This is a genomic window from Salegentibacter maritimus, from assembly GCF_016236915.1.
In the GTDB taxonomy this organism is placed as follows: Bacteria; Bacteroidota; Bacteroidia; order Flavobacteriales; family Flavobacteriaceae; genus Salegentibacter; species Salegentibacter maritimus.
Genome location: NZ_JAEHOK010000001.1, coordinates 82,870 through 109,083, shown reverse-complemented (window position 1 = coordinate 109,083; position 26,214 = coordinate 82,870). Strand labels below are relative to the sequence as shown.

Here is a 26,214-nt window from a genome sequence, read left to right as displayed (position 1 = left end):
AAATTAACTATAATTGCAGGAGGGTTTTTAAAGTTATTATTTAAAATAGATTATTTATCTCGTTTATTGTCATCATCTTACAGGTATTTATTTTAATCAGAAGTTCCTTTTTAAATCAACCGGTAGTTTTTAAATTTACTAGATCCTATTTATCTTCAGAGTCAGAATTATACTTTTTCTTATTTACACATAATTTGTTTTTTATTAATAACTAGAATAAAACTTAAGGAAAATATCAGGTTGAAATCTGGTTAAATAAAAACGGCCTGAAAAGAATTGACTTTTCAGGCCGTTCGTTTATTTTAAGTCTTTGAAATTATTAGTTTATTCGGACTCCAGCATCGCGAAGAATTTGTCCAGATTAGGAATAATTACAATTCTGGTCCTTCTATTTTTGGCTCTGTTTTCATTATTAGTATTATCTACTAAAGGTTGGTAACTACTTCTACCCGCCGCAATAAGTTTTTCTGGTGCGACATCATATTTATCCTGAAGTATTCGAACTATAGAAGTTGCCCTTCTTACACTAAGATCCCAGTTATCCTGGATGTAAGATCCTTCTACCATAGTACGATCGTCGGTGTGACCCTCAATCATAACTTCCATTGCAGGCTCTGAGTTAATTACTTCGGCAAGCTTTTTCAATAAAGGTTGTGCGTTTCTTGAAACTCTGTAACTACCGCTTCCAAATAATAATTTATCAGAAACATTAATCATAACAACCGTTTCATCTACAGTAATATCAATATCTTCGTCATCAGATCCTTCTGAGATATTGCTTTTTAGGTTATGGGAAACAGCTAAATTAATAGAGTCTTCTAAAGTTTTAGCTTCTGCTACTTTTTCGGGATCCATTTTAGCAATGGTAGCCCTCATTTTTTCCTTATTATTATTAGACATAACAGTAAGATCGTTCATTTCCATCTTACTATCATTTTCCTCACGCAAAGAATTAATTTTTGCGTTATAATCTGCCACTCGCGCCTCTATACGAGCATATTTATCTTCTATTTCCTCTTTTTCCACCTGTGTTTTTTGCAGCGAGCTTCTGGTGTCGTCTAATTCGCTCTCTAAAGCAACATACTTTTTCTTGGATACACACGAGCTTAACATGGCTGCAGCTAATACTGTAACTGTGATTGTTCTTTTCATAATTATTTCGGATTTTTTAATTAGGCCTTTTAAATTTTTTAGGCGCTCAAAAACGAGCCAGAACTATACCAAAACCTGTAAACTTAGTCTTTGTGAATAATATTAATGATTTTTGTTTGTTGATTTTCAGATGCTTTTGAAGAATAAAGGGGGCTTTTGAAGGTTTTTGTAGAAAATCGTTTTAACTTTTTCTTTTGTAGAAATATGACAAAAACTGTGCAATAAAACCACAACTTTTATGAGGGAGTAAGAATTAAAGTTAAGCACAGCCGCCTTTATATTAACTAAATCTTAAGCATAAAAAGTTTAATTTATCTTATCAATAGAATAAATTTGATATACTAAGTGATATTAGGATTTGGAAAAGAGACAAAAGGAAAAGAAAGGTAGATATCGTATTTTTAAGATCCTCGTAAAATTCTTTGCGGGGCTTTTTATTTTTATACTGCTTTTATTGCTTTTTATTAGAAGTCCGTGGGGGCAGGATGTCATCAAAAATCAGGTGATTAATAATATTACTGCTAAGACTGATACTGAGATTTCTATAGATAAACTTTTTATTACCTTTTCCGGAGATATTCAACTCGATGGTCTTTACCTTGAAGACAAAAAAGGAGACACTCTAATTTACTCGAAATCTATAGAAGCTGATATTCCTATTTGGCCAATTATAAAAGGAAACGCCATAAGCATAGACAATTTAGATTGGAATGGTTTAAAAGCTAATGTTATTAGAAATGATAGTCTTAACGGATTCAATTACGAGTTTTTAATGCAAGCTTTTGCAAGCGATACTACTCAGCAGGCCAATACTAACCCAACTTCAAAAGATACTTCAGCTTCCCAGGAAATTAATATTGGAAATATAAATTTAAAGGATTTCGATATTAATTTTAAGGACGACGTTATGGGTATTGATACCAGGTTATCCCTGGGCGAACTTTTCCTGGAATTTGAAAAAACCGATCTTGAAAAAATGGATTTTCGGGTTGAAAATGCCGGTATTAGGAATACAACAATAACCTATTCCCAGAATAAATCTTTTCCCGCAACAGAAAACAAAGAGCCTGCGCCCATGCCATATTTGGTGGTAGATAACCTAAAGTTGGAAAATGTTTTGCTGAATTATAATGCTGCTCCCGATGGAATTAACGCCAACCTAAATATACAGGATTTTTTAGCCGAAGCTCCTTTGATTGATCTTAAAAAACAGGATGTTAAGATCAATACAATCGCACTCCAAAATTCTGAAATAAAGCTTAGCATGAAAGATCTGGGAAGTGCGCAAGATAGTTTAACCGAAGCAACTCCTTTTAGCTGGCCAGAATGGCAAGTAAATGTAGATGAAATAAAGTTAGCTAATAATAAGCTAAGTTATTTGGTTGACCAGGCACAACCAAAATTGGGAGAATTTAAAGCTGACGCCCTGGTTTTGGATTCCCTAAATTTTAGTTCAAATAACATATTCCTTAAAAACAAGAAAGCAGGAGTAGAAGTAGCTACTTTAAATTTTAAGGAAGCTTCAGGGCTAAACTTAAATAAACTTCAGTTTAATCTAAACTTTGAAGATACAGATGCAAGCCTTTCCGATCTTGAAATGGCCTTAAATGGAAATCAATTGGCCGGCAATGTCGGGTTGCAATATAATTCGGTTAAAGAGTTGATTGCTAATTACGAAACAGCAAAAATTTCGGTCGATTTACAAAAGTTTTTAGTAGACATACGTGAAGTTTTTCGTTTTCAGCCGGGTTTAAAATCCAATCCTTATGTAAAAGAATTGGCCTCTAATAAGCTTTATGGGAATCTTAAAGCCTCCGGTAAACTCTCTGCTATTGGGATATCCAGAGCTAAGCTTAATTGGAAAAACACTTCATTTTTTGCGAACGGGACTATTTATAATGCCAACAACCCCAATGAAATAGGCTTTGATATTCCTAATTTTAGGGCAGAATCTAAAAAAACCGATCTTACCGGTTTTATAAGCGAAAAAGATCTTGGTATACAAATTCCTGAAAATATTCAACTAAGCGGAAACCTCAATGGAAACCTGAAAGACTTGTCTACAAAAGCATTTTTGCAAACTTCTAACGGGAATATTCGTGTAGACGGAAACTTTAGTAATAATGAAGAGATTGCATTTAAAGGAAAACTAACCTCTGAGGAACTTGAGCTTGGAAACCTTTTGAAAAATGAAAGTCTGGGTGTTTTAAATCTGGAGTTAAAAGCTTTTGGAAGCGGAAGTAGCGTGAATACATTAAACGCCAACCTAGACGCAAACATACAATCCTTTTCTTATAATAATTATATAATAGAAGACCTTAAAATTTCCGGAGAAATCATAGATGGAAATGGTGATATAGCTTCAAGTTATAAAGATGAAAACCTAGAATTAGAGCTTAATTCGCAGGTAGAATTAGATTCTGTAAACCCAAAAGCCGACCTTACTCTGGATCTTAAAGGGGCAAGATTGCAGGAATTAGGCATTGCGTCCCGGGATATTAGGTTAGGACTCAAGTTAAATGCGGCCTTTGAAGGGAATGCTAAGGAATATAAAACCTATGCCGATGTTACCGAGGCAGTGGTTGTTTATGATAATAACACATATCTTCCGGGAAATTTGAATGCCCGGGCTTTTGTTCTGCCAGATTCCACTTCGGTGCAGATTACTAATAAAATACTGGAATTAGACTTAAAATCTAATGCAGACCCTGCAGATTTTATTGCAGCTTTGAATAGGCATTATGAGTCTTATTTTAATGAAGAAAAAACAGTGGATACACTCCAAAATCCGGTAAAATTAAAATTACGTGCCAGCATTACGAATGCGCCTGTTTTGGGTGAAGTTTTCCTGGCTAATCTAGAACAATTGGATACTGTGAATATTGAGGCCAATTTTAATGAAAAAGAGAAGAAGCTTGATGCACTGGTTAGCTTACCTTATATAAATTATTATGATAGTGAAATTGACAGCCTTGAATTCAAATTAAATTCAGATGCCGAAAATTTCGATTTTAATTTTGGGTTTAATTCAATTAACTCCGGGCCCATAGCTATTCAAGAAACTAACATTAGTGGAAGCCTTTCAGAAGATAAGCTGTTTCTTGATATCACATCTATCCAGGGCGAAGAACAATTATTTAATATATCTTCAGAAATCACAAAGCCTCAAAACAATCTTAAGTTACACATAAACCCTAAGGATTTAATTCTGAACAAAAAAGCATGGAACATTCCTGCTAACAATGAACTACTTGTTTTTGATAGTGAAATAAAGGCTAATAATTTTAGATTAAGCAATAAGGATCAGGAATTAAACTTAAGTGATAAACTTGCATTCTCAGACAAGAACCATATTGGCTTAGAGTTCATTAATTTTGATTTGGGGCTTTTGCTTAATTACCTGAATTCAGAAGAAGAGCTTGCTACTGGTAGCTTAAATGGGCACCTGGTTTTTGAAGATCCATTGCAGAAAATTGGAATTTTAGCGGGACTGGAAATTAATCAACTTAATGTTTTAGAAGTTCCTATGGGGACATTAAGTTTAAACTCTACTCCAAAAGCCGATTTCTTTTATGATGTTGGCCTGGCTATAAAAGGAGATAATGTAAATCTTAATATGAATGGGGATATCCAGGCGCTAGATTCTACCACCGTGGTAGATATGAAAATGGATATCGATAAAATTAGTATGAAAACCCTGGAAGGTCTTTCTATGGGAGCAATAACCAATGGAGAAGGAAGTCTTTCGGGAAATTTAAGCCTTGGCGGTACAACCACAAATACAAAATATAATGGTGAACTTTATTTTGATGAAGCGCAAATAAAACTGGCCCTGCTTAATGCCCCTTTTAAATTCCCGTCGGAAACATTGAAATTTGATAATAAAGGAATTTATTTTAGTGAATTTAAAGTAGAGGATAAAGATGCAAACTCATTTGTAGTAAATGGTGAAGTTCTTTTAGAGAATCTTCTTAACCCTGAATTTGACCTTAATTTTAAGGCAAGGAATTTTCAGGCCCTCAATTCAACAAAAGAAGACAACGAATTGTTTTACGGTACGGCCACTTTTGATGCAGATGCCAGCCTTACCGGAGATCTTAATGTACCTAATTTGGATATGGTCCTGAGTATAGGTGCTAACACCGATTTTACATATGTAATGCCCGAAGAAGAACTGGCAATGCAGCAACGGGATGGGATAGTAATTTTTACCAATCGTGAAAATCCCGATGATATTTTAACTGCAAATGAAGAGGAGGAATCGGCCACACTTACCGGATATAATATCAATACCCGAATTAATATTAATGAAAAGGCGGCGTTTAACATCATTATAAATGAACAAACCGGTGATAATTTTAGAGTGAAAGGGGAAGGTGAGCTAAACTTTAATATTTCACCTAATGGAAGAATGTCACTTTCTGGCCGTTATATAATGAATGGCGGACATTACGAAATGAGCCTTTATAATTTAGTGAAAAGAAGATTTGAAATAGCCGAAGGCAGCCGAATTACCTGGGCAGGAGATCCATTTGATGCTAATTTAGATGTTAGTGCAATTTATAAAGTGGAGACCTCTCCTGCATCGCTTATGGCAGTACAGGGAGCCGGAAGTGATCAATTTAGAAGAGATTTGCCATTTTTGGTTTATCTAAATGTAGGCGGCGAATTAATGCAACCAGAATTATCTTTTGGTTTACAAATGCCTGAAGAAGAAAGAGGTGCAGGTGGGGGAGAAGTCTATGGCAGGTTACAACAATTAAATAGCCAGGAAGCTGAACTTAACAAGCAGGTTTTTTCTTTATTGGTGCTTAATCGCTTTTATCCTTCATCTAATAATGCAGGCGATAGTGGTGGAAACCTTTCTATTGCACGCGATAACCTAAACCAGGCTCTGGCCGATCAATTAAATATGTTTTCCGATAAATTACTGGGTGATACCGGGGTGCAGCTTAATTTTGGCGTAGACAGCTATACCGATTACCAGGGAAATACGGCAACACAACGCACACAGGTAGATATAGAAGCGCAAAAGTCTTTACTTGATGACCGTTTAATTGTAAGTGTGGGGAGTGAAGTTGACGTGCAGGGCGGCAACAGGCCTGGAGAAGAAACCAGCCCACTAATTGGAAATGTAAGTATTGAGTATTTACTAACCGAAAATGGTCGTTTTAGATTAAAAGGTTTTAGAAGAAATGAGTTTGAAAATGTTATAGATGGGCAACTCATTGTTAGCGGAATTGCTTTTATTTTCACCCGTGAATTCAACGAATTTCAGGAATTATGGGATAATTTCTTTTTAAAAGAAGAGGAAGAAATTACAATCGAAGATAAAGAGGAATAAATTCTATTGATTTTCAACTGAAAAGTAGCGAAGCTTTAGCGATAGTATATTGGGGTATAGGAAATTTAAAATACGAGATAGAAATTAGGTATAAATGAAAATTCATTTTAAAAATATTATTAGCATCTGTTTAATGTCTTTGCTGTTTCAGGCTTGTAGCGTAAAGAAATTTATTCCCGAGGGAGAATTGCTATATACGGGTGCTGAAATTACACTAGAAGGTGATACCATAATTAAAAATAAGTCTTCATTGAAAGCCGAATTGGAGTCTGTTTTAAGTCCGGAGCCTAACAGCTCTTTTTTAGGAATGCAACCGGGCTTATATTTTTATTATAAAGCGCAACGGGAGAAACCAGGCTTTATCAATAAATTTCTAAATAAGAAAATTGGCGAGGAGCCGGTGTATGCCAGTGATGTAGAGCCGGTTCGAACCGAGGGTTTAATTAAGAACAGGCTTCAAAACCGGGGTTTCTTTTATAGTTCAATAGTTTCTACAACCAGTAAAAATGAAGAGAAAAAGGAGATGCAAGTGGCTTACGCTGTTGAAGTTCCCAAGCCGTATTTGCTAGAAAAATATAAGTTAGATTCAGATAGTCTTCAAATTTATAAGGAGATAAGTACTAGTTTAAAAAACTCACCTATTGAAAAAGGAATGCGATTTGATCTTTCTGCAATGAAACTGGAAAGGGAAAGGATTGATAGGGAATTAAAGGCTAGGGGATATTACAATTTTAATTCAGGGTTTTTAATATTTGAAGCCGATACCAATCAATATGCGCAAAAAAAGTTTGATTTATTTCTGAGGTTAAAAAAAGATGTGCCAACTCAAAGTATTATTCCTTATAAAATTAAGAGCGTTAACGTATACCCTAAATACGAGGTTGGAACCGATAGTTCTACAGCTAAAACACGCTATGCTGAAAAGAACTTTTTTCAAAAAGAGCTTTTCTTTAAACCTAAGCACTTAGACCCTTATTTGCTAATTGAGGAAGGTCAACTTTACGATCCAGAAACCTCTAGAAATACTGCGAGAAGGTTAGGTAACATAGGTGCTTACAAATTTGTGAATATCAATTACCGGGAAATAGATAGCCTTTCTACAGATAGCCTTGGCGTTTTGGAAACCAATATTTATTTGTCTCCTTTAAACAAACGATCTCTACGGGCAGAAGTTAGGGCAGTAACAAAATCTAACGGTTTTACCGGGCCAAGCCTGGCTTTAGGTTATACCAATAGAAATCTTTTTAAAGGAGGTGAAGTTTTAAATATTATCGGAGATTTCGGGTATGAATTTCAGGTAGGTGGAGGCACCCAGGCAGGTTTAAACAGTATTCAGATAGGATTAGAAGGCGATTTGATTTTTCCACGAATGCTATTTCCAATAAAATTTGATAAAAACTATTTTTCGTATTCCATCCCTAAAACCAAAGCCAGTTTAGGCTTTGATTATCTTAATAGAAGTCAACTTTTCAGGCTTGGTTCGGTATCGGCCAGGTTTGGTTATATCTGGAATGCTAATAGATATGTTACCCACGAGTTTAATCCTGTCTCGGTAAACTATGTAAACCTGGGAAAAACCAGTGAAGAGTTTGAAAAAATTCTTGAGGATAATCCTTTTTTACAAAACAGTTTTAATCAAGAATTTATTGCCGGGTTAACCTATTCTTTTACTTACAATGGGCATATAGATGAAAATAAAATACATCAGTTTTTTCTTAATTCAACCCTTGATATTGCCGGAAATTTAGTAGATGCAATTAGCGGCCATAGCGAAGAAGATCCCCAAACATTTTTAGGTTTAAAATATGCACAATATGCAAAGGCCGATATAGATTTTAGATATCATTTAAAAACAGGTCGGGATTCAAAAATAGCATCCAGGTTGTTTGCCGGTTATGGTTTGCCTTACGGAAATTCTGATGTTTTACCGTTTACCAAACAATATTTTGCAGGGGGGCCATATAGCGTAAGGGCCTTCAATACTCGCTCTTTGGGCCCAGGAACCTACACACCGCCCGGGGAAGATGGCGCTTTTTTCGACCAGGCCGGGAATATAAGACTTGAGGCAAATTTAGAATATCGTTTTCCGCTTTTCCCATATTTATATGGGGCTGTTTTTGCCGATGCCGGTAACGTTTGGTATACGGACAAAAATAGTACTTTAAAAGGTGGAGAATTCAGTAAAGACTTTATTAATGAACTGGGTATTGGTACCGGTTTTGGACTAAGGGTAGATATTCAAAGTTTCGTTATTCGGGTAGATCTCGCGGCACCACTGCACGATCCTAGTCTGAAAGAAGGCGAGCGTTGGGAATTTGATTACGCAAATCCTGTGTTAAACTTTGCTATTGGCTATCCTTTTTAATGATCCCCATCATTCTAAATTCGTTTTTAGATCTAGTGTATTGGCGTTCAAAGCAGCCTGAATCCTGAAGTTTTCTTCTTAAAATGAAATTACATTCTTGCCAATCGATTTCCCAGATTCCTGTAGGCTATGAACTTCTTTAAATGTTTTCGAGCTTAGCTTGCTAAAAGTTTTATGAAGAGTTGTAGTTATGGTTCCTTCTTCTAAAAGCTTCGAAATCCTTTGTAAAATTTGTTGCTGACGAGCCATATCTGATGTTTTGAACTTTGTTCGGGTAAACATAAATTCCCAGTGAAAAGCCGCGCTTTTATTTTTCAGTTTGTTTATGTCTACCGGATTTTTGGTTTCCACAATAGCACAAATATTTCCTTGCGGTTTTATAAGTTCTGCCATTGCATTCCAATGCATATCGGTATCGGCAAAGTTTAGAATATAATCTACCTCTTCATGCCCTTTAGCCTTCATTTGTTCGACCAAATTTTTATGGTTTACAATTACATCAGCTCCCATGTTTTTACACCAGTTTGCGGTTTCATTACGGGAAGCAGTGGCAATAACATTAAATTTTGTTAGTTTTTTTAAAAGTTGAATGGTTATAGAACCAACGCCACCGGCGCCGCCAATAATAAGAATATCCTGGTTTTCTCCCGAGTTTTCTTCAATTTTTAAACGTTCAAAAATACATTCCCAGGCTGTAAGTGAAGTTAGGGGTAGGGCAGCAGCCTCTTCAAAAGAAACATTCTTAGGTTTATGCGCAGTAATATTTTCGTTTACCAACTGAAATTCTGCATTACAACCAGGCCGGTCTATTTCACCGGCATAAAAAACTTCATCGCCCTGTTGAAATTTTGTAACCTTATTTCCAACTCGTTCAACAATCCCGGAAGCATCCCAGCCAAGTATTTTTGGCTGATTCAATTCCTTTTCTATAGCAGCGTTTTGTCTAATTTTATAGTCTACCGGATTAACGGAAACTGATTTAATTCTTACCAAAAGATCTAAATCTTCGGGTTTCGGTTCGTCGGTTTGAAATTCTATAAAACTGTTCTTATGGTCTATTGGGTATGATTTTTTTATTCCGACGGCTTTCATAAACTTTATTTTAAAATTTTCTATCTAATTTCCAAGGTGAACATAAAGTCACCTGCCACTTAACAAAAATAAAAGAGACTAGTGTTGCATTTTTCCGCCATAACAAAGGTCTCCTGCATCACCCAAACCGGGTAAAATATAGCCGTGATCATTAAGCTCTTTATCAATAGTAGCGATCCAAAGTTTTGAATCTTTAGGGAATTCTTTTTCTAACAGAGCTACACCTTCTTCAGCGCCAATAACAGCTACCAAATGAATTTCCTTTGGAGTTCCCATTTGCTTTAAAGCTTTCATTACATTCACAAAAGATTTACCTGTGGCCAGCATAGGATCGGCAAGGATAAGGGTTTTTCCCTCCAGAGAAGGAGAGGCCAGGTATTCTACCACAATTTCAAAATGTTCATCGTTATTGGGATGATGGCGATAAGCAGAAATAAAAGAGTTTTCAGCATCGTCGAAATAATTTAATAATCCATTATGAAGAGGAAGTCCGGCTCGTAAAATAGAGCAAATCACCACATCGCTTTCCGGTAACTGAATTTTTGAATTTCCTAATGGGGTTGTAATATTTTTTTCCGAAAAACTAAGCTGCTTACTTAGTTCGTATCCTAGCACTTCTCCCAACCGCTCTATATTTCTACGGAACCGCATTCGGTCTTTTTGAACATTTACATCTCTAAGCTCTGCTACAAATTTACCGGCTATTGAACTTTCTTCAAGAAGATGATTTACCTGCATAATATTTTTTAGTTTTTACTCTATAATTGAGATTCATTGCGTACACGAATGATTTCATATCTATTTTTCTAAAATAATCACTTTGTGTAAGGATGCCAATTTGAATTTATAATTCCGATTTTTACCTTGCAACAACCAGTAAAGGTAAGTAAATGTTTAACGAATGCATAAACTGTTATAGCTGCATTTTCTTAATATTGAGAAAAGATTTTTCTTTAATCTAATTTGGCTGTATTTTTGATAATTAAAGTTTAAAGAATTCATTCTATGAAGCTTATATATACTTTTTTATTTCTTTTTGTATCATCACTAAGTTTTGGACAAATAGACCTTCCGGCTACTAATAATACCGGAGGTATATTAAAAGCCGAACCAGAAAAAACATCTTCTGGTTTTCCTATTCTTAGGGCAGAAGAACCTACTAAAGAAAGTAAATATCTTAGAGAGAAACCAAAAGCAATAGATTTTAGGGAGAAACCAAATAATTTAAAAACAGCAGGAGATGCTGTTAAAGAGAGATGGACAAAGGATAAAGAGGCGCTTGAAAAATATAGAGAAGATCAATACTTAGGAGATTTTAAAACTACCGGGAAGTTCGTAGAATTATATTGTAGAGACCATCAATTTGTAGATGGAGACCAGGTAAATATTTATGTAAACGGAAAATTTATTGAGCGCGTAGTACTAGGCGGTGGTTATCGTCCTGTCCTGGTTAGCCTTGAAAGCGGATTTAATAATATAGAATTTGAAGCTATAAACCAGGGATCTTCGGGGCCGAATACTGCACAGTTAAAAGTTTTGGAAGAAAATGGTAATCTTGTGGCTTCAAAAGAATGGAACCTCTTAACCGGCGCAAAAGCTAGTTTAATAGTAGTTAAAGAATAAGCTTTTGCAAAAACGCGATCCTTAGATTTTTCAGTATTAATTTTAGGTTTTAGAATTCATTTAATAACTTTATAAGAAACTGAATCTTATGAAGCGTATATTAATTGCTATAGATTACCATCCGGTTTCTGAAAAAGTTGCTGAAGCCGGCTATAAACTCGCCAGGCAGCTAGATGCCAAAGTTTGTTTACTACACGTGATGGCAAATATAAGTTACTATGGAATAGATTATCCTACTTTTATGGGTTATTCCGGTTACGATGAAATGGCAGTAAATATGGATATTGCTCAGGAAATGCGTGGAGTAGTGGAAGATTTTTTAGAAACCGCAGCAAAACACCTGGAAGATAAAAATGTAGAAACACATTTATTTGGCTGAAGGGGATGCCGCTACTGCAATTTTAGAATATTCAAAAACATGGAATGCCGATTTGTTGGTTATGGGGACTCATAGTCATTCGGTTTTTGAAAAACTTTTAATGGGAACCGTAGCATCAAATGTATTGAAAAAAACCAAGGTTCCTGTTTTTATGGTGCCCATTAAAAAGAAATAGGCTAAATAATAAATACCACAGAATAGCCCCAAGAGTATTTAATAACGATATATCAAATAAAAAAGCTGTCTAGAAATTTATTTACCTGAATATTAATTTATTATAGTTAATACTTTTAAATTTCTTAGACAGCCTTTTCGTTCTTATGCGCGAAATTACTCTAAAAAACTTCTGAAGGCTTTTGGCTGCAAATAAGTTCCTGCAGTTCACAAACTATAGCTTCTCCTTTATTCTTATTATACCATAATTGAAGATTTGTTTTAAGCTGATCGTCAATTATATCATATTCTTGCACATAATCATCTACCAGTTTTGTAGCGGCTTTAGAACGCGGCCCCCAATGTGCAATTACTTCCAAGTTTTGATCTATAATAATCAACTTTGGAATTGAGCGGGATCCATAGGTTAAAAAAGAGTCCATAAGTTCTAAGTGCTCATCACGTAACACAATTTTCAAATCAATGTTATCTGAAATGCTTGCTATTTTATTAAAATAGGGCAAACTTTGAGCCGCATCTCCACACCAGGGTTCTGTGATTACCAACCAGGTTTGTTTAGAGCTTAAATCTTTAAAAGATGCTATCTGTTCTTCCGATAGCTTAATGGTCTTATCAAGACGTTTACTTCGTGAATAATTAAGTTTAGTGTAATTTATTTTATCTGGTGTAATTTCACCGGTCGTTTTTCCCTGGTTTACTAGCCTTTCAAAAAGCTCATTATATTTTTCATAGGAAATTGCCTTATCCAGGGAATCTTGAATTAGTTTTTTCATTCTTACTGATTTTAATATTATTCGGAATTTTACACGATCAACATTTAAATCTTATTCCGGTTTTCTAAAAAATAACTGATATTTATCTCTTTATTTAGTTATTCAAATAAATAAGACTTTGTTTTTAAAATAGTGTTTTCAGCATTATCAAGTGCCTTATTAAAGTCGGAGGTATTTTCCACTACTTTATTTTTTAAAAGCTTTCGGTAATAAGCTATTCCTTCTAAAATATTGTTACAAAATGCTTTCCAATTTTTTAGGGTACGTTTGTCTGGGTTTGGGGTTCTTTGAACCTGTTCTGCAAGATAATCTATGTATAAATCTAATTCTTTCACAAACATATGAGGTCTCTTGCTTTCCTTAATAAGCCCGGAACGCCCATAAATATGATCGGTCATTTCTTTTAAAGTAGAAAGCTTAGAAAAATTGGCAATATTAGGGCTTGGGCAAATAGTTACTGCTTGTTGTTTTTTTAGGAATGGAACTTTGTAATTTAATGGAGCCGCATTACTCAACCCAACACAAAGACATTCTTTGCTAAGTACATCTTCCCGCTGTTGTTGATATTCGTTCTCGGGCAGGTTGCTTTCCTCTAATTGTTTCAGTTTTAGTTTCTGATATTTTTTAGAAGCGGTACAAATAGGTTCTTTTGTGAATTCAGTATTCGAAATCAGGAACTTTTCGGTACAGGGGCTTCCCGGAGCACCTTTTTGAATTCTATTTAACCTTTCGGTTTCTGCGCTAGTACCTTTTAGGTAGTTAAATCCTACTCCTAATGGCGAAGATTGGCTTCTAATAACATCTTTCTCTTTAGAATTAAGCAATAAGCTAAGGGTTTCATCATCTACTGTTGTGGCTTCAGGACAAAGTAAAAATGGCGTTCCCCAGCCTGTACTGTCTACCTTGTAATGCGTAAACAATAAATTGTTCTCTTCTGAAGTACCAATTCCGCCCTGAACCGTAATCTTAATAGGGTGCGGTTCAGAAAAACCTTCCTGTCCTTTAGCTATAATTGCGGGGTTATATAAACTGAAGAGGCTTTCTTTTAATTCCTCCTTCTTTTCTTTAAATTCATTCAAGATGGGCCCCATTAATAATCCCTGGGTGGCAAAAACATGACCTCCACAGTTTAAACCAGACTCTATTCTGAATTCACTTACCCAAATTCCCTTTTTAGCTAAGTATTTCCCCTGAATAAGTGCCGAGCGATAATCACTAACTTTTATAACAACTTTTTTATCAAATTTACCCCAGCCAGTGGCATCAAACTCTTTAAATTCTTCCATATAATTAAACAACCTGGGGTTTAAGCCTGCAGAAAAAATAATGGCAGAGTTCTTTAATTCGCTAGTCGCATAAGCTCTTAAAGCAGTTAGTGCATCAGAACTGTTTGGAGCTATGGCTTTGTCTTTACCCGGATTGTCTTTATCTACTTTGGTCATTATATTAACCTCTACAGCGCCGGGTACCATTTTCTCTTTTAACTGCTGTTCTAATTTATCTCTTTCTGAAAGATTTTCTGTTTGTAAAAACCTATGAAACATTTTTTTTAACTCACCTGTATCAGGAAGCATTTCAAAATATTTAGTAAGGTCTGAACTTAAATCAAAAGTTGAATTCTTTATCCTTTCAAACTCTGTATTTACCGTGCGTTGTACCAAATTTAGATAATTGGTGATACGTTTAACACGGTAGTCGGTTTCTTTGGTACTAATTGGGGTATAATTTTCACCATATTTTTGCGAGTAATGCTTTCGCATAGTTTCCAATAAATTATCTTCAATTATAGAAATAGCCGAATTAATGCCGTAGCAAGCTACTTTAATTGGAGAATCTATGGAATACGCCAAACCCATAACGGGAATGTGAAAATTATGTGGTAATGATATCTGCATTAGAATTAAATTTTAAGCCGATAAAGGTGTTTAACTTTTTATTCCTAATATATGAGCATAATCATAGATTGATTTATTTCTAAAAATTCCCTTTCTGAATAGAAATTTAATTTATTGACTATCATGCATATATTCTTAAGCACACGTAGAATAAGTTTAGCTCAAAATAAATAGTTGGGGAATTTTTAAATAAATAAATTTTGTGGAGTCTAATTTAATCTAAAATAATAGCCAATAGAATTTAGTATAGTAGGTTAGGCAAGAAGCTATATTTTTCTATAGGCTGGCTGCAATTTTAAATAGTTTTAGAAACTGAGATTAATTTAAAATCTGGTTTTCATTATTAAAACAAAAAACCCCGCAATTTGCGGGGTTTTTTGTTGTGATCGCGCCAGGATTCGAACCTGGGACCGCCTGCTTAGAAGGCAGGTGCTCTATCCAGCTGAGCTACGCGACCGTTTTTGCGGTTGCAAAGATAAGCCTCTTTTTAAATAAAACAAGCTTATTTCAATTAAAAATTATTTTTTTTCTTGAAACTTATTTTCAGATCGGTTTTAATCTTTCTTTAACTTAATTTCTATTTTGAAAGTTTTTCTAAATTATATCATTAATTTAGCTCCGATAAAATTTTAAAGAGTCCAACTAGAAACTATAACCTGCTTTATGCCTCAGTATACAGAATTAATAAATCGGGTTTTAAAATTGCGCTTTTTATCAGCAAACCTTAATTACAGTCTCTAATTGTGTATGGAGTTTCAGTTTACGATTATTGTCCCGGTTTACAATGAAAAAGAAAGTCTACCCAGGCTTTTTGAATATTTAAAAAAGTATTTAAAATCTGCTTCCCTTAAGTCATGTGTATTATTAGTAGACGATGGTTCTAGCGACGGTAGCGCTTCGTTTATAGAAAAATTTTGTCTGGAGAATAAAGATTTTAGTTGTCTTTTGTTTGATAAAAATTACGGAAAAGGTGCTGCCTTAAAAGCCGCATTCGATAATACTAAAACCCGCTTACTTGGATACCTGGATGCCGACTTACAAACCCATCCTGAAGATTTTGAATTGCTCTTGCCTTATATTGAGGATTATGGTTTGGTGACCGGGTGGCGAAAAAACAGAAAGGATACTTTAATAAAGCGTTTTTCTTCTAAAACCGGTAATGCCGTAAGAATATTTTTCACTAAAGACAATATTCACGACACGGGTTGTCCATTAAAAATTATGCATACAGCTTACGCTAAAAAGATCCCTATGTTTAGGGGTTTACAACGCTTCTTACCGGCCATGATATTGTTACAGCAAAAAGAAATTAAAGAAGTGGTAATAAACCACTATCCCAGGATGGAAGGCTATTCAAAATATAATTTTAAAAATAGGTTCCTGGGGCCTTTAATAGATTGCTTTGCCTATGTTTGGATAAAAAAATCTTATATAGACTATAGTATAAAAGCGAAACATGGATAGTTCGCTACCGGTTTATGTGATAGGATTTATTGCCCAGCTCCTGTTTTCCTCAAGGATGATTATGCAATGGATACTTTCTGAAAAACAAAAAAAAGTTCTTACACCCATTCTTTTTTGGGAATTAAGCCTATTAGGAGCCTTCCTTTTATTTGTTTATGGATATGCCAGAAGTGATTTTGCAATTATGCTTGGCCAAAGTATTACGTACTTCGTTTATATTAGAAACTTACAGTTTCAGGGGCAATGGGTTAAACTTCACAGGTTTATAAGGTTTTTAATTTTTGCTTTCCCCATAATATTAGTGGCTTATAGTTTTTTTAATAATGAATACGATCTTCAAAAACTATTTCAAAATGAGGCTATTTGGCCGTGGTTGCTGATTCTAGGTATTATCGCGCAAATAATTTTTACCCTGCGATTTTTGTACCAATGGTTTTATTCAGAAAAACAAAAAAAATCTACCTTGCCACTGGGTTTTTGGTGGCTAAGCCTTGCAGGCTCTTCTTTAATTTTAATTTATGCCATTTTTAGAAAAGATCCTGTTTTACTTATTGGGCATCTATTTGGGATCTTAATGTATATTAGAAATATTATAATTCATCATAATGAAGTTAGAGAATAAATATCTAGTGCTCCTAATTCTGGTTTGTATTGCCGTATTTTTTGTAAACCTGGATGCGATCTATATCAATATAATGGAAGCGCGAAATTTTATAACCGCCCGGGAAATGCTGCAGGATAATAACTGGATCTTTACCACCATGAATGCCGAGCCACGTTATGAAAAACCACCGTTGCCAACTTGGCTTACTGCTATTTCTATGTCTATATTTGGAATGGAAGGGCTCTTTGGTTTAAGGCTTCCTTCTGCCATTATGGGTTTAGTATTAGTAGTGTTTATTTACAAATTCCTATTAAAAATTTCTAAGAATATTCAATTATCCTTTTTGGCAGGATTAATTGCTGCTACTTCATTTTATATTGTCTATTCCAGTAGGGATGGACAATGGGATATTCACACGCATAGCTTTATGATGCTAGCTATATTCTTTCTATATAAATTATATAATACTACAAAAAACTGGTATCTCCTCGCCACCATTAGCGGCCTTTTTATAGCTTGCTCTATTTTGAGTAAGGGCCCGGTTTCTATTTATGCCTTATTTCTTCCTTTTTTAATCGCTTATGGGGTTATTTATAAGTTTAAGGGAACTAAAGAACGTTGGAAGGCTTTAGTGCTTTTAACCGCTACCGCTTTAATATTTGGCGGTTGGTGGAATCTTTATGTTTATATGTTTGACACCCATGCAGTTTCTGAAATTACCAGTCAGGAAACTGGAAGGTGGCTAAACTATAACGTTAGGCCGTTTTATTATTATTGGAGTTTTGTTATACAAAGCGGATTATGGACTATTCCTGCTTTTGTAGCCTTGCTTTATCCTTATTTAAAAGATAAAGTTAGCAATAAGAAGGCTTATAAATTTACTTTATTATGGACGCTGGCTTCGGTTTTTCTTCTGTCTGTAATTCCAGAAAAAAAATCTCGGTACCTTCTTCCTGTACTTATTCCAATGGCGATGAATACCGCTTTTTATATAGAATATCTATTTTATAATTGGAGAAGTATAAAAAATAAAGAAGCTACTGTAGTCTATGTTCATTTTGGAATTTTTGCTTTGGTAGGTTGCATTTTTCCTATTGCCGCATATTTTTATTTCGAATCTTTTATGCAGAATATTCTTTACTGGTACATACTAAGTTCAATTTTCCTTTTTAGTATTGGGTTTCTAATGTTTAGATATTTACTATTGAAAAAGATAAAACCCGTATTCTACTTAAGCATTTTTTTCTTGATAAGCGTTGTGTGGTTTGGTTTACCAATGGCAGATAAGATAAATATAAACCCGGCGTACAATAGTGCCTCAACTATAGATAGTCATCTAAAAAAATATAATGCAAAAGTATATGAATTCAATACATTTGCTCCTGAAATAATCTGGGACTATGGAAAACCTATTACCGTGTTAACCCAGGAAGGGGAGGTGAAGATTCCGGAAGGCAATAAATTTTTAGTATTAACCGAAGCTCGCTTAAGTGATAGTTTACAGCAGGTTTTTAAGCTTTATAAAACTACAAAAATAGACAGTGTAGATATGAACCCTGTAGGCACCAAACATAAACGAAGGTTATACCGCGAATTGTATTTAATAGAAAAGCAAAATATAGATTTGCTACCTTCACAATAAGCCTATTATTTTTGGGTTATACTAATCTAAAGAAGTGACTATATTTTTTAACACGCCAATATTTCAGTATATTGAGGCGATTTTAAACTAACCAAATAATGCTCGATTATCCAATTAAATTTACCCCAATTCTAAAAGAAAAAATATGGGGTGGTAACAAATTAAAAAACAATCTTAATAAAGAAACAACCCAGAGCAACCTGGGCGAAAGTTGGGAAATTTCTGGCGTACCGGGAGATATATCTGTAGTAGCCAATGGAAAGCTTAAAGGTTCTTCTTTAAAGGACCTTTTAAATGATTACAAAGCTAAAATTGTAGGTGAAAAAATTTACAAAGAATTTGATAACGATTTTCCTTTGTTAATTAAGTTTATAGATGCAAAAACAGAGCTTTCAGTACAATTGCATCCTAATGATGAGCTTGCCCAACAACGCCATAATTCTTTTGGAAAAACCGAAATGTGGTATATTATGCAGGCCGATAAGGGAGCAAAAATTAATGTAGGCTTTAAGGAAAGCATTTCTAAAGAAGATTATATTTCCAGGTTAGAAGAAGGTAAGATCGTAGAATTGCTAAACTTTGAAGAAGTAAAAAAAGGAGATAGTTTCTTTATTAATACGGGTAAAGTTCACGCAATAGGAGCAGGGGTGCTTTTGGCCGAAATCCAGCAAACTTCTGATGTAACTTATAGAATTTACGATTGGGATCGTACAGATGATGAGGGTAATTCTAGAGAACTCCATACAGCATTAGCTATAGATGCTATAGATTTTGAAAAGAAAGACGATTTTAAACTTAATTATACAAGAGCTGCCAATACTTCTTCTGAAGTTGCGAGCTGTAAATATTTTACAACTAATTATTTACCTGTAAAAGGTAATATTCAGAAAGATTACAGTAACCTGGATTCTTTTGTTATTTATATGTGTGTTGGTGGGAGTGGAGAAATTTCAGTAAACGGTAATTCAGAAAATATTAAGCAGGGAGAAACCATGCTTATTCCTGCCGAAAATAAACAGGTAGAAATTTCAGCTAAAAATTGTGAACTTTTAGAAGTGTATATTAAATAAAAAAGGCTCTCTGAGTAAGGTTTCTTATATATATACATAATATTTAAGAGTTTCTCAGAAAGCCTCTAGGAAACTACCTCGGGGTTTTACCCTTTGGCGATATCAATAAAATCCTGTTAGTTAATTCTGCAGGATTTTTTCTATTTCATCCAATTCATTTTTATTGAATTCCAGATTTTCCAAAGTATTAATATTCTCTTGTAACTGCTCAACTTTACTGGCTCCAACCAATACAGAAGTTACCCTTTTATCTTTTAGTAACCAGGCAACCGCCATTTGCGCTAAAGTTTGCTTTCTGGCTTGGGCTACTTCGTTCAACTTTTGTACTTTATCTATTATTTTGGGAGTGATATGCGATTCATCTAAATAACTTCCCTGGGTTGCTGCCCGGCTATCTTTCGGAATTCCATTTAAATATTTATTGGTTAGTATGCCTTGTTCTAGCGGAGAAAATACTATACTGCCAATTCCTTCCCGTTGTAGTGTATTTAATAATCCATCTTCTACCCAACGATCCATCATATTATACCTTGGTTGATGAATAAGAAAAGGCGTTCCTTGATCTTTAAGAATTTTGGAAGCCCTGGCTGTATCCTTTGCAGAATATTGAGAAATCCCTACATAAAGTGCCTTACCCTGCCTTACAATTTGATCTAAAGCCCCCATAGTTTCTTCCAAAGGAGTATCGGGATCTGGGCGGTGATGATAGAATATATCTACATACTCTAAGCCCATTCTTTGTAGCGATTGGTCTAGGCTGGCAATAAGATATTTTCTGGAGCCAAAATCGCCATATGGCCCGGGCCACATATCCCAACCTGCTTTGGTGGAAATAATTAACTCATCGCGGTATTGTTTAAAATCTTCAGCGAATATTTTACCGAAGTTTTTTTCGGCAGAACCGTAGGGTGGGCCATAATTATTAGCTAAATCAAAATGGGTAATTCCATTATCAAAACCGGTTCTTAAAAGCTTTCTGGAGTTTTGAAAATTGTCTTTATCTCCGAAATTATGCCATAAACCCAAAGAGAGTAGGGGAAGTTTGATGCCGCTTTTTCCGCAACGGCGGTATTGCATTTTTTCATAACGGTCTTCAGCAGCTTTATACTGATTCATAAGCTTTAATTATTAATGATTTAAGGCTTTGCAATTTAGTTCTGGCTGTTTATCTATATATACCACTCGAGGTAGGTAACTCAACCTAAAATTGCAAACCTATTTTTAATTGACATTAAAATTAAGAATTTTCAGTTTAAATATACTTTTAGCTTTATTTTGAACAAAAGTTGTTTGTGCAAAGTAAAACCCCATTTATAAGATAAGCTTTATAAAATCCGTTGATTTAGTTACTTGAAAATTTAACCAGCTTAAAAACTACCAAGGGCTATGTCTACCATTCTGCTAAAGCTTTGTTCCCTTTCTTTTGCCGGTAAATGTTCTCCGGTAACCAAAGAATCAGAAATAGTGAGCACCGAAAGTGCCTGTATCTTATGTTTTGCCGCAACAGTGTAAAGTCCGGCGCTTTCCATTTCTACACACAAAACACCATAATCTGCCCATTTTTTATAGGTTAGCTCATTTTCTTCATAAAATACATCAGACGACAACACATTACCTGATCTAACCGGTATATTATTATCTTTAGCGTATTTAACTGCATTTAGAAACAATTGAGCGTCTGCCGTAGGCGCGAAATCGGCGTATTCAAATCTTGCTTTATTAAAGCTGGAATTAGAAGATGCAGACATTGCCAGAACAACATCATTCACTTTTAGATTTTTTTGGTAGGAGCCGGCAGAACCCACCCGAATTAGTTTTTTTGCTCCGTATTCTGTAATTAATTCTGTTGCATAAATCAATGCAGAGGGAATACCCATTCCCGTTGCCTGTACAGAAATTCTTTCGCCTTTAAAGGTGCCGGTATATCCAAACATACCCCGAACTTTATTGTAACAAACAGCATTTTCAAGGAAATTTTCCGCAATCCATTTAGCTCTTAATGGATCTCCCGGAAGTAATATTTTTTCTGAAATCTCACCTTTTTTAGCCTCTATATGTACGCTCATTCTAGTTTTTTTCTGAAATTACTAAATTAACACCTGAAGATGTTCCCAGCCTGGACACCCCTAATTCTATATATTTTATAGCATTTTCTCGATCTTTAATTCCACCTGAGGCTTTTACTTTCATTTTGTCGCCTGCAATTTGCTTCATAAGCTGTACATCTTCAAAAGTAGCCCCAGCGGTACCGAAACCAGTAGAAGTCTTCACAAAATCTGCCCTGCCTTTTAAAGCAGCTAAACAGGCAGCTTTTTTTTCAGCATCGTTTAAATAACAAGTTTCAATAATTACTTTTAGAATTTTAGAACCTATAGCTTTTTTAATTTCAGCAATTTCGTTCTGGATATATTCCGTATTTCCGGTTTTTAAAATGCCAATATTAATCACCATATCAATTTCATCGGCTCCTTTGGCAATCGCATCTTGGGCTTCAAACACTTTAGCATCTGTAGTCATAGCACCTAGTGGAAAACCTACTACCGTAGCTATCTTTACATTAGAGGTTTTCAAAATAGATTTAGCCAGATTTAGGTAGGAGGGAGGAATACAAATAGCGATAAATTGATTTGCCACAGCCTCCATACATAGCTTTTCAATATCGTCAGGTTTTGCTGTAGGCTTTAAGAGGGTATGATCTATATATTGATTTAGTTGCATTATACTATTTTAGGATTTACAAATTTATAACTTTCTGGTAGATGTAATTTATGATTGTTCTCAGGTTTTGGGGTATGGTGATTCAAGATGTTGTAAGTTTCATAGTTTTTTGAGTAGAATAAATAAAAATATGTCTTACACACTGTAATCTTAAGGAAGATTTAAAATAAATACTGGAGGATTCATACAGGTAAAGGTAAGCCCGTATCATTAAAAAAAGTTTTTAAAGTAGCTGAATAAAAGTTGCCTTAAAGATTATTCCTCTTTGTGAGTGTAATCTTCGTAACAATCTTCAAAGGTTTTATCAGTTTTAAAACTATCAGTTAGCACCTTATAAACAGTGAAAATTAATAATGCCTGACCTGCAATAGTCAAGTAAAAAATTAAACGAAAATCGATATTAAAATATACCAATACAGTAACAACCACTAATATAATACTGGTGATAATTAAATTTGTGATACCATTGAGTCTCATAATCAATAATTTACAAAAAACAACTCAAGTTTTATCTTAAATATTAGATAAAAAAATGCTTTTGGTAACGCCAAATGGGTATAAGATACTGGTGCTATTTTAAAATAGAATAGCCAGATATCAATTTTAAAATGTCACTAACAATTGTATATTTGCACTATAATTTATATTATGTAAAATAGGATTTTTAAACAGGACTCAATGCACTTATTGCATCTATATGTTTTTCATTTTCTATCTTTCTCTTTAAGTTCCCCTATTTCGCCCTGATAAGAAATAAAAGATCGATCGCTACTATTCACTTTGGTATCAACTTTTCCTTCGGGATAAATATTGATTGTAAAATTAAGGTTCTCGGTATTTTGTCTGGCCGAAAACTCAATGATTTGTGTATTCTTAGAATCTGTTCTAATTTCTAAATCATTTAGTGGTCCATTATATTTTATTCCGCCTTCATCATTATAGCCGCCACCGGCAAAACGTTCACCAAAAAACGGTAGAAATAAGTTTACCGAATCTTTTTTAAACCTTATAAAATTCGGATTTCCTATAAGGTTAATTCTACCTCCGCTCATAGGATTAACCCAATCGTGTTCAATTTCAAATTCGCGACTTTCTACCAATTGTTTTGTTTTTTCCACTTTTGCAGCATCTACACTAGTACCGCAACTTTCAAAAAATATCAGTAAAATAATTAATAAATAATGTGAATATCGTTTCATTATGTTTAATATCAATGTGTTAGCCTAAGTTACAAGCTTTTGATTCAATTTTATCTTAAAAGAGTTTTAAATTATTCATTAGACTACAGAATGCTATAGAGCAGCTATTTATCAATTACTTAAGTTTAAATCTATGATAAATAATGCAGGCAAAATTAGAGTTATTGTATAAATAATTTGGTTTTAAAAGGATTCTTAAAGCTTTGCTAAGAATCACTTAATTGTTTGTATAATCGATGGATAATGGGTTTCTTGGTAGTCTAAAATATTATAATTTATGGAAGCAATATATCAGTTTGTAAAACTAGAAAAAAGTGAAAGTTTACAGGAATTCGCACAAAAGAAATTAGATAAACTAGAAGTAAAATACGATTTTATTGTGAAAGCCGAGGTTTACTTCAAAAAGCAGGAAGGTCAAGATCCTAACGGCTATATATGTAATGTGAAATTAAGTGTGCCCGGCCCACAAATTTTTGCAGAATCTAACGAAAATTCTTTTGAAGCTGCTACCGCTGAGACAGTAAGAGACCTTGATAGGCAATTGGCCAAGAAAAAAAGCCAAATGAAAACACACGCTAATTAATTAGGTTTTGCAGTTCTATGTAGAACAGGCTATTTGAAAACTATTCAAATAGCCTTTTTTTTACCCCCTGGTTTTTCAATAGTTAAATAGAAATCTTCATTTGTTCGTATCAGCCTCTTTTGCGTCCAGGGCCTGCCCTTCACCAAGTTCGTTGGCTTCAATACGTTCTTTAAATTCATTAATAATCCCGCCTTTTAATAGTACTTTAATTTGCCTATCGCTCATACTATGCCTTGTTTCAAAATTTAATTTCTCACCATTGGCTTTTTTTACAATCACCTTAATATTATTTCGGTTTTTAATGTCTTCCCTAAGATTTTTAAAAACTACCTGATCGCCTTGTTCAATTTTATCATAATCTGAAATATCAATAAACTCTAAAGGCAAAATTCCAAAGTTTACTAAGTTCTGCCAGGCAATCCTGGCGTAACTATTAGCTATTACTGCCACTTGCCCTAAATATTTTGGCGCAATAGCCGCATGCTCTCTACTGGAGCCTTGTGCATAATTATCTTTTGCCACTACAATATGCCCACCATGTTCTCCTTTGGCTTTCATTGCACGATCATAGAAAGTTTCGTCAATAACTGTATACGAAAATTTGCTTATTTCAGGAAGGTTACTTCTAAAAGGCAGCACCTCTGCCCCTGCTTTTAAAATTTCATCGGTAGAAATATTATCACCCATTTTAAGCATCACAGGAACACTATAATGATCTTGCATTGGTTCAATGTATGGTAGCGATTTAATATTTGGTCCTTTTTGAAGTTCTACCTTAGAACCATCTTCCGGTGGTGCGACCAGCATATCTTCCTTAATAATATGAAATTCGGGATATTCAAATTTAGGGTATTTCATATTGTAAAGCTTTTCCATATCCCTGGGATCGGTAATTTTTCCTGTTAGTGCTGAAGCTGCAGCTGTTTCAGGACTACACAAATGAACCTGATCGTCTTTAGTTCCCGATCTATCAGGAAAATTTCTGGGCATGGTACGTAAACTAATGGTACCCGATGCAGGAGCCTGGCCCATTCCTATACAACCCATACAACCCGATTGGTGAAAACGGGCACCGGCCTTAATCAAATTAGCAAAGGCCTTATTCTCTATCATATTCTGAATTATTTGTCGCGAAGTTGGATTAATATCAAAAGATACATCGCTACTCACCGCTTTATCTTCTACCATAGCTCCCGCAATCCAGAAATCGCGTAATCCCGGATTAGCTGATGAACCAATAACAACCTGGCTAATGGGTTTTCCTGCCACTTCACTTACAGCAACTACATTTCCCGGACTTGTAGGCAATGCTATTAATGGTACAAGTTCATCTAAAATAATTTCTTCGTGTAAATCGTATTCACAGCCCTCATCGGCTATTAGTTCTCTCCAATCGTGTTCTCTTTTTTGAGATTTCAGAAACCTTTTCGTTTCCTCATCGCTTGGAAAAACTGTAGTAGTAGCGCCCAGTTCGGCGCCCATATTGGCGATTACGTGCCTATCCATGGCACTTAAGTTCTTAAGGCCATCTCCATAATATTCTATCACTTTTCCTACTCCGCCTTTTACATCATGACGTCGTAACATTTCTAAAATCACATCTTTTGCACTCACCCAATCTGGTAAATTCCCGGTAAGTTTAACTCCCCAAACTTTGGGCATTTTCACAAAATAAGGCTGCCCTGCAATGGCTGCCGCAACATCCAGTCCGCCGGTACCAATGGCCAGCATCCCTAAAGATCCTGCTGCGGGAGTGTGACTATCTGAGCCTACCATTGTTTTTCCAGGTTTCCCAAAGCGTTCCATATGTACAGGGTGGCTTACTCCATTTCCTGGTCTGCTATACCAAAGTCCGAATTTTTGCGCGGCTGAAAGCAGGAATAAGTGGTCATCGGCGTTTTTAAAATCGGTTTGTAATAAGTTATGGTCTACATATTGCACCGCAACTTCTGTTTGTGCTTTATCCAATCCCATGGCTTCCAGTTCTAATTGTACCAATGTTCCGGTTGCATCCTGCAGTAAAGCCTGGTCTATTTTTATTCCAATTTCCTTTCCGGGAGTCATTTCACCTTTCAGTAAATGCTCCTTAATTAGTTTTTGTGTTACGTTTAATTGAGACATAGTTGGTTAATTTTTA

21 protein-coding genes and 1 tRNA gene are annotated in these 26,214 nt (G+C 34.8%); 10 read left to right on the top strand and 12 right to left on the bottom strand.

What is annotated here, in order from left to right; all coding sequences use genetic code 11:
- Window positions 1-324: 324 nt before the first annotated feature.
- Entirely contained in the window at window positions 325-1,152 is an 828-nt protein-coding gene (locus I6U49_RS00490; protein ID WP_193709553.1) for an OmpA/MotB family protein, read from the bottom strand.
- Between the two features lie 358 nt (window positions 1,153-1,510).
- On the opposite strand from I6U49_RS00490, the gene I6U49_RS00485 reads away from it, so the two are divergent.
- Both I6U49_RS00485 and tamL read left to right on the top strand, forming a co-directional pair.
- Complete coding sequence (locus tag I6U49_RS00485) at window positions 1,511-6,496, top strand: translocation/assembly module TamB domain-containing protein (protein ID WP_198627165.1); 4,986 nt, start codon at window positions 1,511-1,513, stop codon at window positions 6,494-6,496.
- A 94-nt stretch (window positions 6,497-6,590) separates the two neighbouring features.
- Window positions 6,591-8,861 (top strand): translocation and assembly module lipoprotein TamL, encoded by a 2,271-nt coding sequence (gene tamL / locus I6U49_RS00480; RefSeq protein ID WP_198627164.1) that lies wholly within the window; start codon window positions 6,591-6,593, stop codon window positions 8,859-8,861.
- Window positions 8,862-8,939: 78 nt separating this feature from the next.
- On the opposite strand, the gene I6U49_RS00475 is transcribed toward tamL, so the two are convergent.
- Both I6U49_RS00475 and upp read right to left on the bottom strand, forming a co-directional pair.
- Window positions 8,940-9,953 carry a zinc-binding alcohol dehydrogenase family protein gene (locus I6U49_RS00475; RefSeq protein ID WP_198627163.1) on the bottom strand — a complete coding sequence of 338 codons (1,014 nt, stop codon included), beginning with the start codon at window positions 9,951-9,953 and terminating at the stop codon, window positions 8,940-8,942.
- A gap of 78 nt (window positions 9,954-10,031) precedes the next feature.
- Window positions 10,032-10,691 (bottom strand): uracil phosphoribosyltransferase, encoded by a 660-nt coding sequence (upp, locus tag I6U49_RS00470; RefSeq protein ID WP_198627162.1) that lies wholly within the window; start codon window positions 10,689-10,691, stop codon window positions 10,032-10,034.
- 267 nt (window positions 10,692-10,958) lie between these two features.
- Between upp and I6U49_RS00465 the strand changes: the two genes are divergently transcribed.
- From I6U49_RS00465 to I6U49_RS17160, 3 genes are all read left to right on the top strand, one after another.
- The gene (locus I6U49_RS00465) at window positions 10,959-11,576 is read left to right on the top strand and encodes a hypothetical protein (protein ID WP_198627161.1); all 618 of its coding nucleotides are present in this window, start codon (window positions 10,959-10,961) and stop codon (window positions 11,574-11,576) included.
- A gap of 88 nt (window positions 11,577-11,664) precedes the next feature.
- A complete protein-coding gene (locus tag I6U49_RS17165) occupies window positions 11,665-11,955 on the top strand; it encodes a universal stress protein (RefSeq protein ID WP_317191833.1) in 291 nt (96 codons plus the stop codon).
- Entirely contained in the window at window positions 11,948-12,130 is a 183-nt protein-coding gene (locus tag I6U49_RS17160; RefSeq protein ID WP_317191832.1) for a universal stress protein, read from the top strand. Before I6U49_RS17165 ends, I6U49_RS17160 begins: the two co-directional genes overlap by 8 nt.
- A 160-nt stretch (window positions 12,131-12,290) precedes the next feature.
- On the opposite strand, the gene I6U49_RS00455 is transcribed toward I6U49_RS17160, so the two are convergent.
- The 3 genes from I6U49_RS00455 to I6U49_RS00445 all read right to left on the bottom strand — a co-directional run bounded on the left by I6U49_RS00455 (window position 12,291) and on the right by I6U49_RS00445 (window position 15,254).
- Complete coding sequence (locus I6U49_RS00455) at window positions 12,291-12,902, bottom strand: thioredoxin family protein (RefSeq protein ID WP_193709546.1); 612 nt, start codon at window positions 12,900-12,902, stop codon at window positions 12,291-12,293.
- A 98-nt stretch (window positions 12,903-13,000) separates the two neighbouring features.
- Window positions 13,001-14,797, bottom strand: coding sequence for a hypothetical protein (locus I6U49_RS00450; protein WP_198627160.1), 1,797 nt, complete (start codon window positions 14,795-14,797; stop codon window positions 13,001-13,003).
- 383 nt (window positions 14,798-15,180) lie between these two features.
- Window positions 15,181-15,254 (bottom strand) — tRNA-Arg (locus tag I6U49_RS00445).
- A 290-nt stretch (window positions 15,255-15,544) separates the two neighbouring features.
- Here I6U49_RS00445 and I6U49_RS00440 point away from each other — a divergent pair.
- The 4 genes from I6U49_RS00440 (at window position 15,545) to I6U49_RS00425 (ending at window position 19,577) form a co-directional block, all read left to right on the top strand.
- Window positions 15,545-16,261: a glycosyltransferase gene (locus I6U49_RS00440; protein WP_193709544.1), complete on the top strand. Its 717-nt coding sequence runs from the start codon at window positions 15,545-15,547 to the stop codon at window positions 16,259-16,261.
- Complete coding sequence (locus I6U49_RS00435) at window positions 16,254-16,883, top strand: lipid-A-disaccharide synthase N-terminal domain-containing protein (RefSeq protein WP_198627159.1); 630 nt, start codon at window positions 16,254-16,256, stop codon at window positions 16,881-16,883. Before I6U49_RS00440 ends, I6U49_RS00435 begins: the two co-directional genes overlap by 8 nt.
- Entirely contained in the window at window positions 16,867-18,507 is a 1,641-nt protein-coding gene (locus tag I6U49_RS00430; protein WP_198627158.1) for an ArnT family glycosyltransferase, read from the top strand. Before I6U49_RS00435 ends, I6U49_RS00430 begins: the two co-directional genes overlap by 17 nt.
- A gap of 98 nt (window positions 18,508-18,605) precedes the next feature.
- Window positions 18,606-19,577 carry a type I phosphomannose isomerase catalytic subunit gene (locus I6U49_RS00425; protein ID WP_193709541.1) on the top strand — a complete coding sequence of 324 codons (972 nt, stop codon included), beginning with the start codon at window positions 18,606-18,608 and terminating at the stop codon, window positions 19,575-19,577.
- Window positions 19,578-19,697: 120 nt separating this feature from the next.
- Here the strand turns inward: I6U49_RS00425 and mgrA are convergent, their stop codons facing one another.
- From mgrA to I6U49_RS00400, 5 genes are all read right to left on the bottom strand, one after another.
- Window positions 19,698-20,693, bottom strand: coding sequence for an L-glyceraldehyde 3-phosphate reductase (gene mgrA, locus I6U49_RS00420; RefSeq protein ID WP_198627157.1), 996 nt, complete (start codon window positions 20,691-20,693; stop codon window positions 19,698-19,700).
- A gap of 251 nt (window positions 20,694-20,944) precedes the next feature.
- Window positions 20,945-21,643 carry a purine-nucleoside phosphorylase gene (deoD, locus tag I6U49_RS00415; protein WP_198627156.1) on the bottom strand — a complete coding sequence of 233 codons (699 nt, stop codon included), beginning with the start codon at window positions 21,641-21,643 and terminating at the stop codon, window positions 20,945-20,947.
- Between the two features lies 1 nt (window position 21,644).
- Window positions 21,645-22,295 carry a deoxyribose-phosphate aldolase gene (gene deoC, locus I6U49_RS00410; protein ID WP_198627155.1) on the bottom strand — a complete coding sequence of 217 codons (651 nt, stop codon included), beginning with the start codon at window positions 22,293-22,295 and terminating at the stop codon, window positions 21,645-21,647.
- 255 nt (window positions 22,296-22,550) lie between these two features.
- Window positions 22,551-22,772, bottom strand: coding sequence for a hypothetical protein (locus I6U49_RS00405; RefSeq protein WP_198627154.1), 222 nt, complete (start codon window positions 22,770-22,772; stop codon window positions 22,551-22,553).
- A 227-nt stretch (window positions 22,773-22,999) separates the two neighbouring features.
- Window positions 23,000-23,494 carry a DUF4251 domain-containing protein gene (locus I6U49_RS00400; RefSeq protein ID WP_198627153.1) on the bottom strand — a complete coding sequence of 165 codons (495 nt, stop codon included), beginning with the start codon at window positions 23,492-23,494 and terminating at the stop codon, window positions 23,000-23,002.
- Window positions 23,495-23,771: 277 nt separating this feature from the next.
- On the opposite strand from I6U49_RS00400, the gene I6U49_RS00395 reads away from it, so the two are divergent.
- Window positions 23,772-24,077 (top strand): HPF/RaiA family ribosome-associated protein, encoded by a 306-nt coding sequence (locus tag I6U49_RS00395; protein ID WP_193709532.1) that lies wholly within the window; start codon window positions 23,772-23,774, stop codon window positions 24,075-24,077.
- Window positions 24,078-24,173: 96 nt separating this feature from the next.
- Here the strand turns inward: I6U49_RS00395 and I6U49_RS00390 are convergent, their stop codons facing one another.
- Complete coding sequence (locus tag I6U49_RS00390; protein ID WP_198627152.1) at window positions 24,174-26,198, bottom strand: aconitate hydratase; 2,025 nt, start codon at window positions 26,196-26,198, stop codon at window positions 24,174-24,176.
- Window positions 26,199-26,214 lie beyond the last annotated feature (16 nt).

Coding starts and splice junctions, on each gene's coding strand:
- I6U49_RS00490 (WP_193709553.1), bottom strand. CDS start 1,152: ATGAAAAGAACAATCACAGTTACAGTATTAGCTGCAGCCATGTTAAGC.
- tamL (WP_198627164.1), top strand. CDS start 6,591: ATGAAAATTCATTTTAAAAATATTATTAGCATCTGTTTAATGTCTTTG.
- I6U49_RS00475 (WP_198627163.1), bottom strand. CDS start 9,953: ATGAAAGCCGTCGGAATAAAAAAATCATACCCAATAGACCATAAGAAC.
- upp (WP_198627162.1), bottom strand. CDS start 10,691: ATGCAGGTAAATCATCTTCTTGAAGAAAGTTCAATAGCCGGTAAATTT.
- I6U49_RS00465 (WP_198627161.1), top strand. CDS start 10,959: ATGAAGCTTATATATACTTTTTTATTTCTTTTTGTATCATCACTAAGT.
- I6U49_RS17165 (WP_317191833.1), top strand. CDS start 11,665: ATGAAGCGTATATTAATTGCTATAGATTACCATCCGGTTTCTGAAAAA.
- I6U49_RS00455 (WP_193709546.1), bottom strand. CDS start 12,902: ATGAAAAAACTAATTCAAGATTCCCTGGATAAGGCAATTTCCTATGAA.
- I6U49_RS00450 (WP_198627160.1), bottom strand. CDS start 14,797: ATGCAGATATCATTACCACATAATTTTCACATTCCCGTTATGGGTTTG.
- I6U49_RS00440 (WP_193709544.1), top strand. CDS start 15,545: ATGGAGTTTCAGTTTACGATTATTGTCCCGGTTTACAATGAAAAAGAA.
- I6U49_RS00435 (WP_198627159.1), top strand. CDS start 16,254: ATGGATAGTTCGCTACCGGTTTATGTGATAGGATTTATTGCCCAGCTC.
- I6U49_RS00430 (WP_198627158.1), top strand. CDS start 16,867: ATGAAGTTAGAGAATAAATATCTAGTGCTCCTAATTCTGGTTTGTATT.
- I6U49_RS00425 (WP_193709541.1), top strand. CDS start 18,606: ATGCTCGATTATCCAATTAAATTTACCCCAATTCTAAAAGAAAAAATA.
- mgrA (WP_198627157.1), bottom strand. CDS start 20,693: ATGAATCAGTATAAAGCTGCTGAAGACCGTTATGAAAAAATGCAATAC.
- deoD (WP_198627156.1), bottom strand. CDS start 21,643: ATGAGCGTACATATAGAGGCTAAAAAAGGTGAGATTTCAGAAAAAATA.
- deoC (WP_198627155.1), bottom strand. CDS start 22,295: ATGCAACTAAATCAATATATAGATCATACCCTCTTAAAGCCTACAGCA.
- I6U49_RS00405 (WP_198627154.1), bottom strand. CDS start 22,772: ATGAGACTCAATGGTATCACAAATTTAATTATCACCAGTATTATATTA.
- I6U49_RS00400 (WP_198627153.1), bottom strand. CDS start 23,494: ATGAAACGATATTCACATTATTTATTAATTATTTTACTGATATTTTTT.
- I6U49_RS00395 (WP_193709532.1), top strand. CDS start 23,772: ATGGAAGCAATATATCAGTTTGTAAAACTAGAAAAAAGTGAAAGTTTA.
- I6U49_RS00390 (WP_198627152.1), bottom strand. CDS start 26,198: ATGTCTCAATTAAACGTAACACAAAAACTAATTAAGGAGCATTTACTG.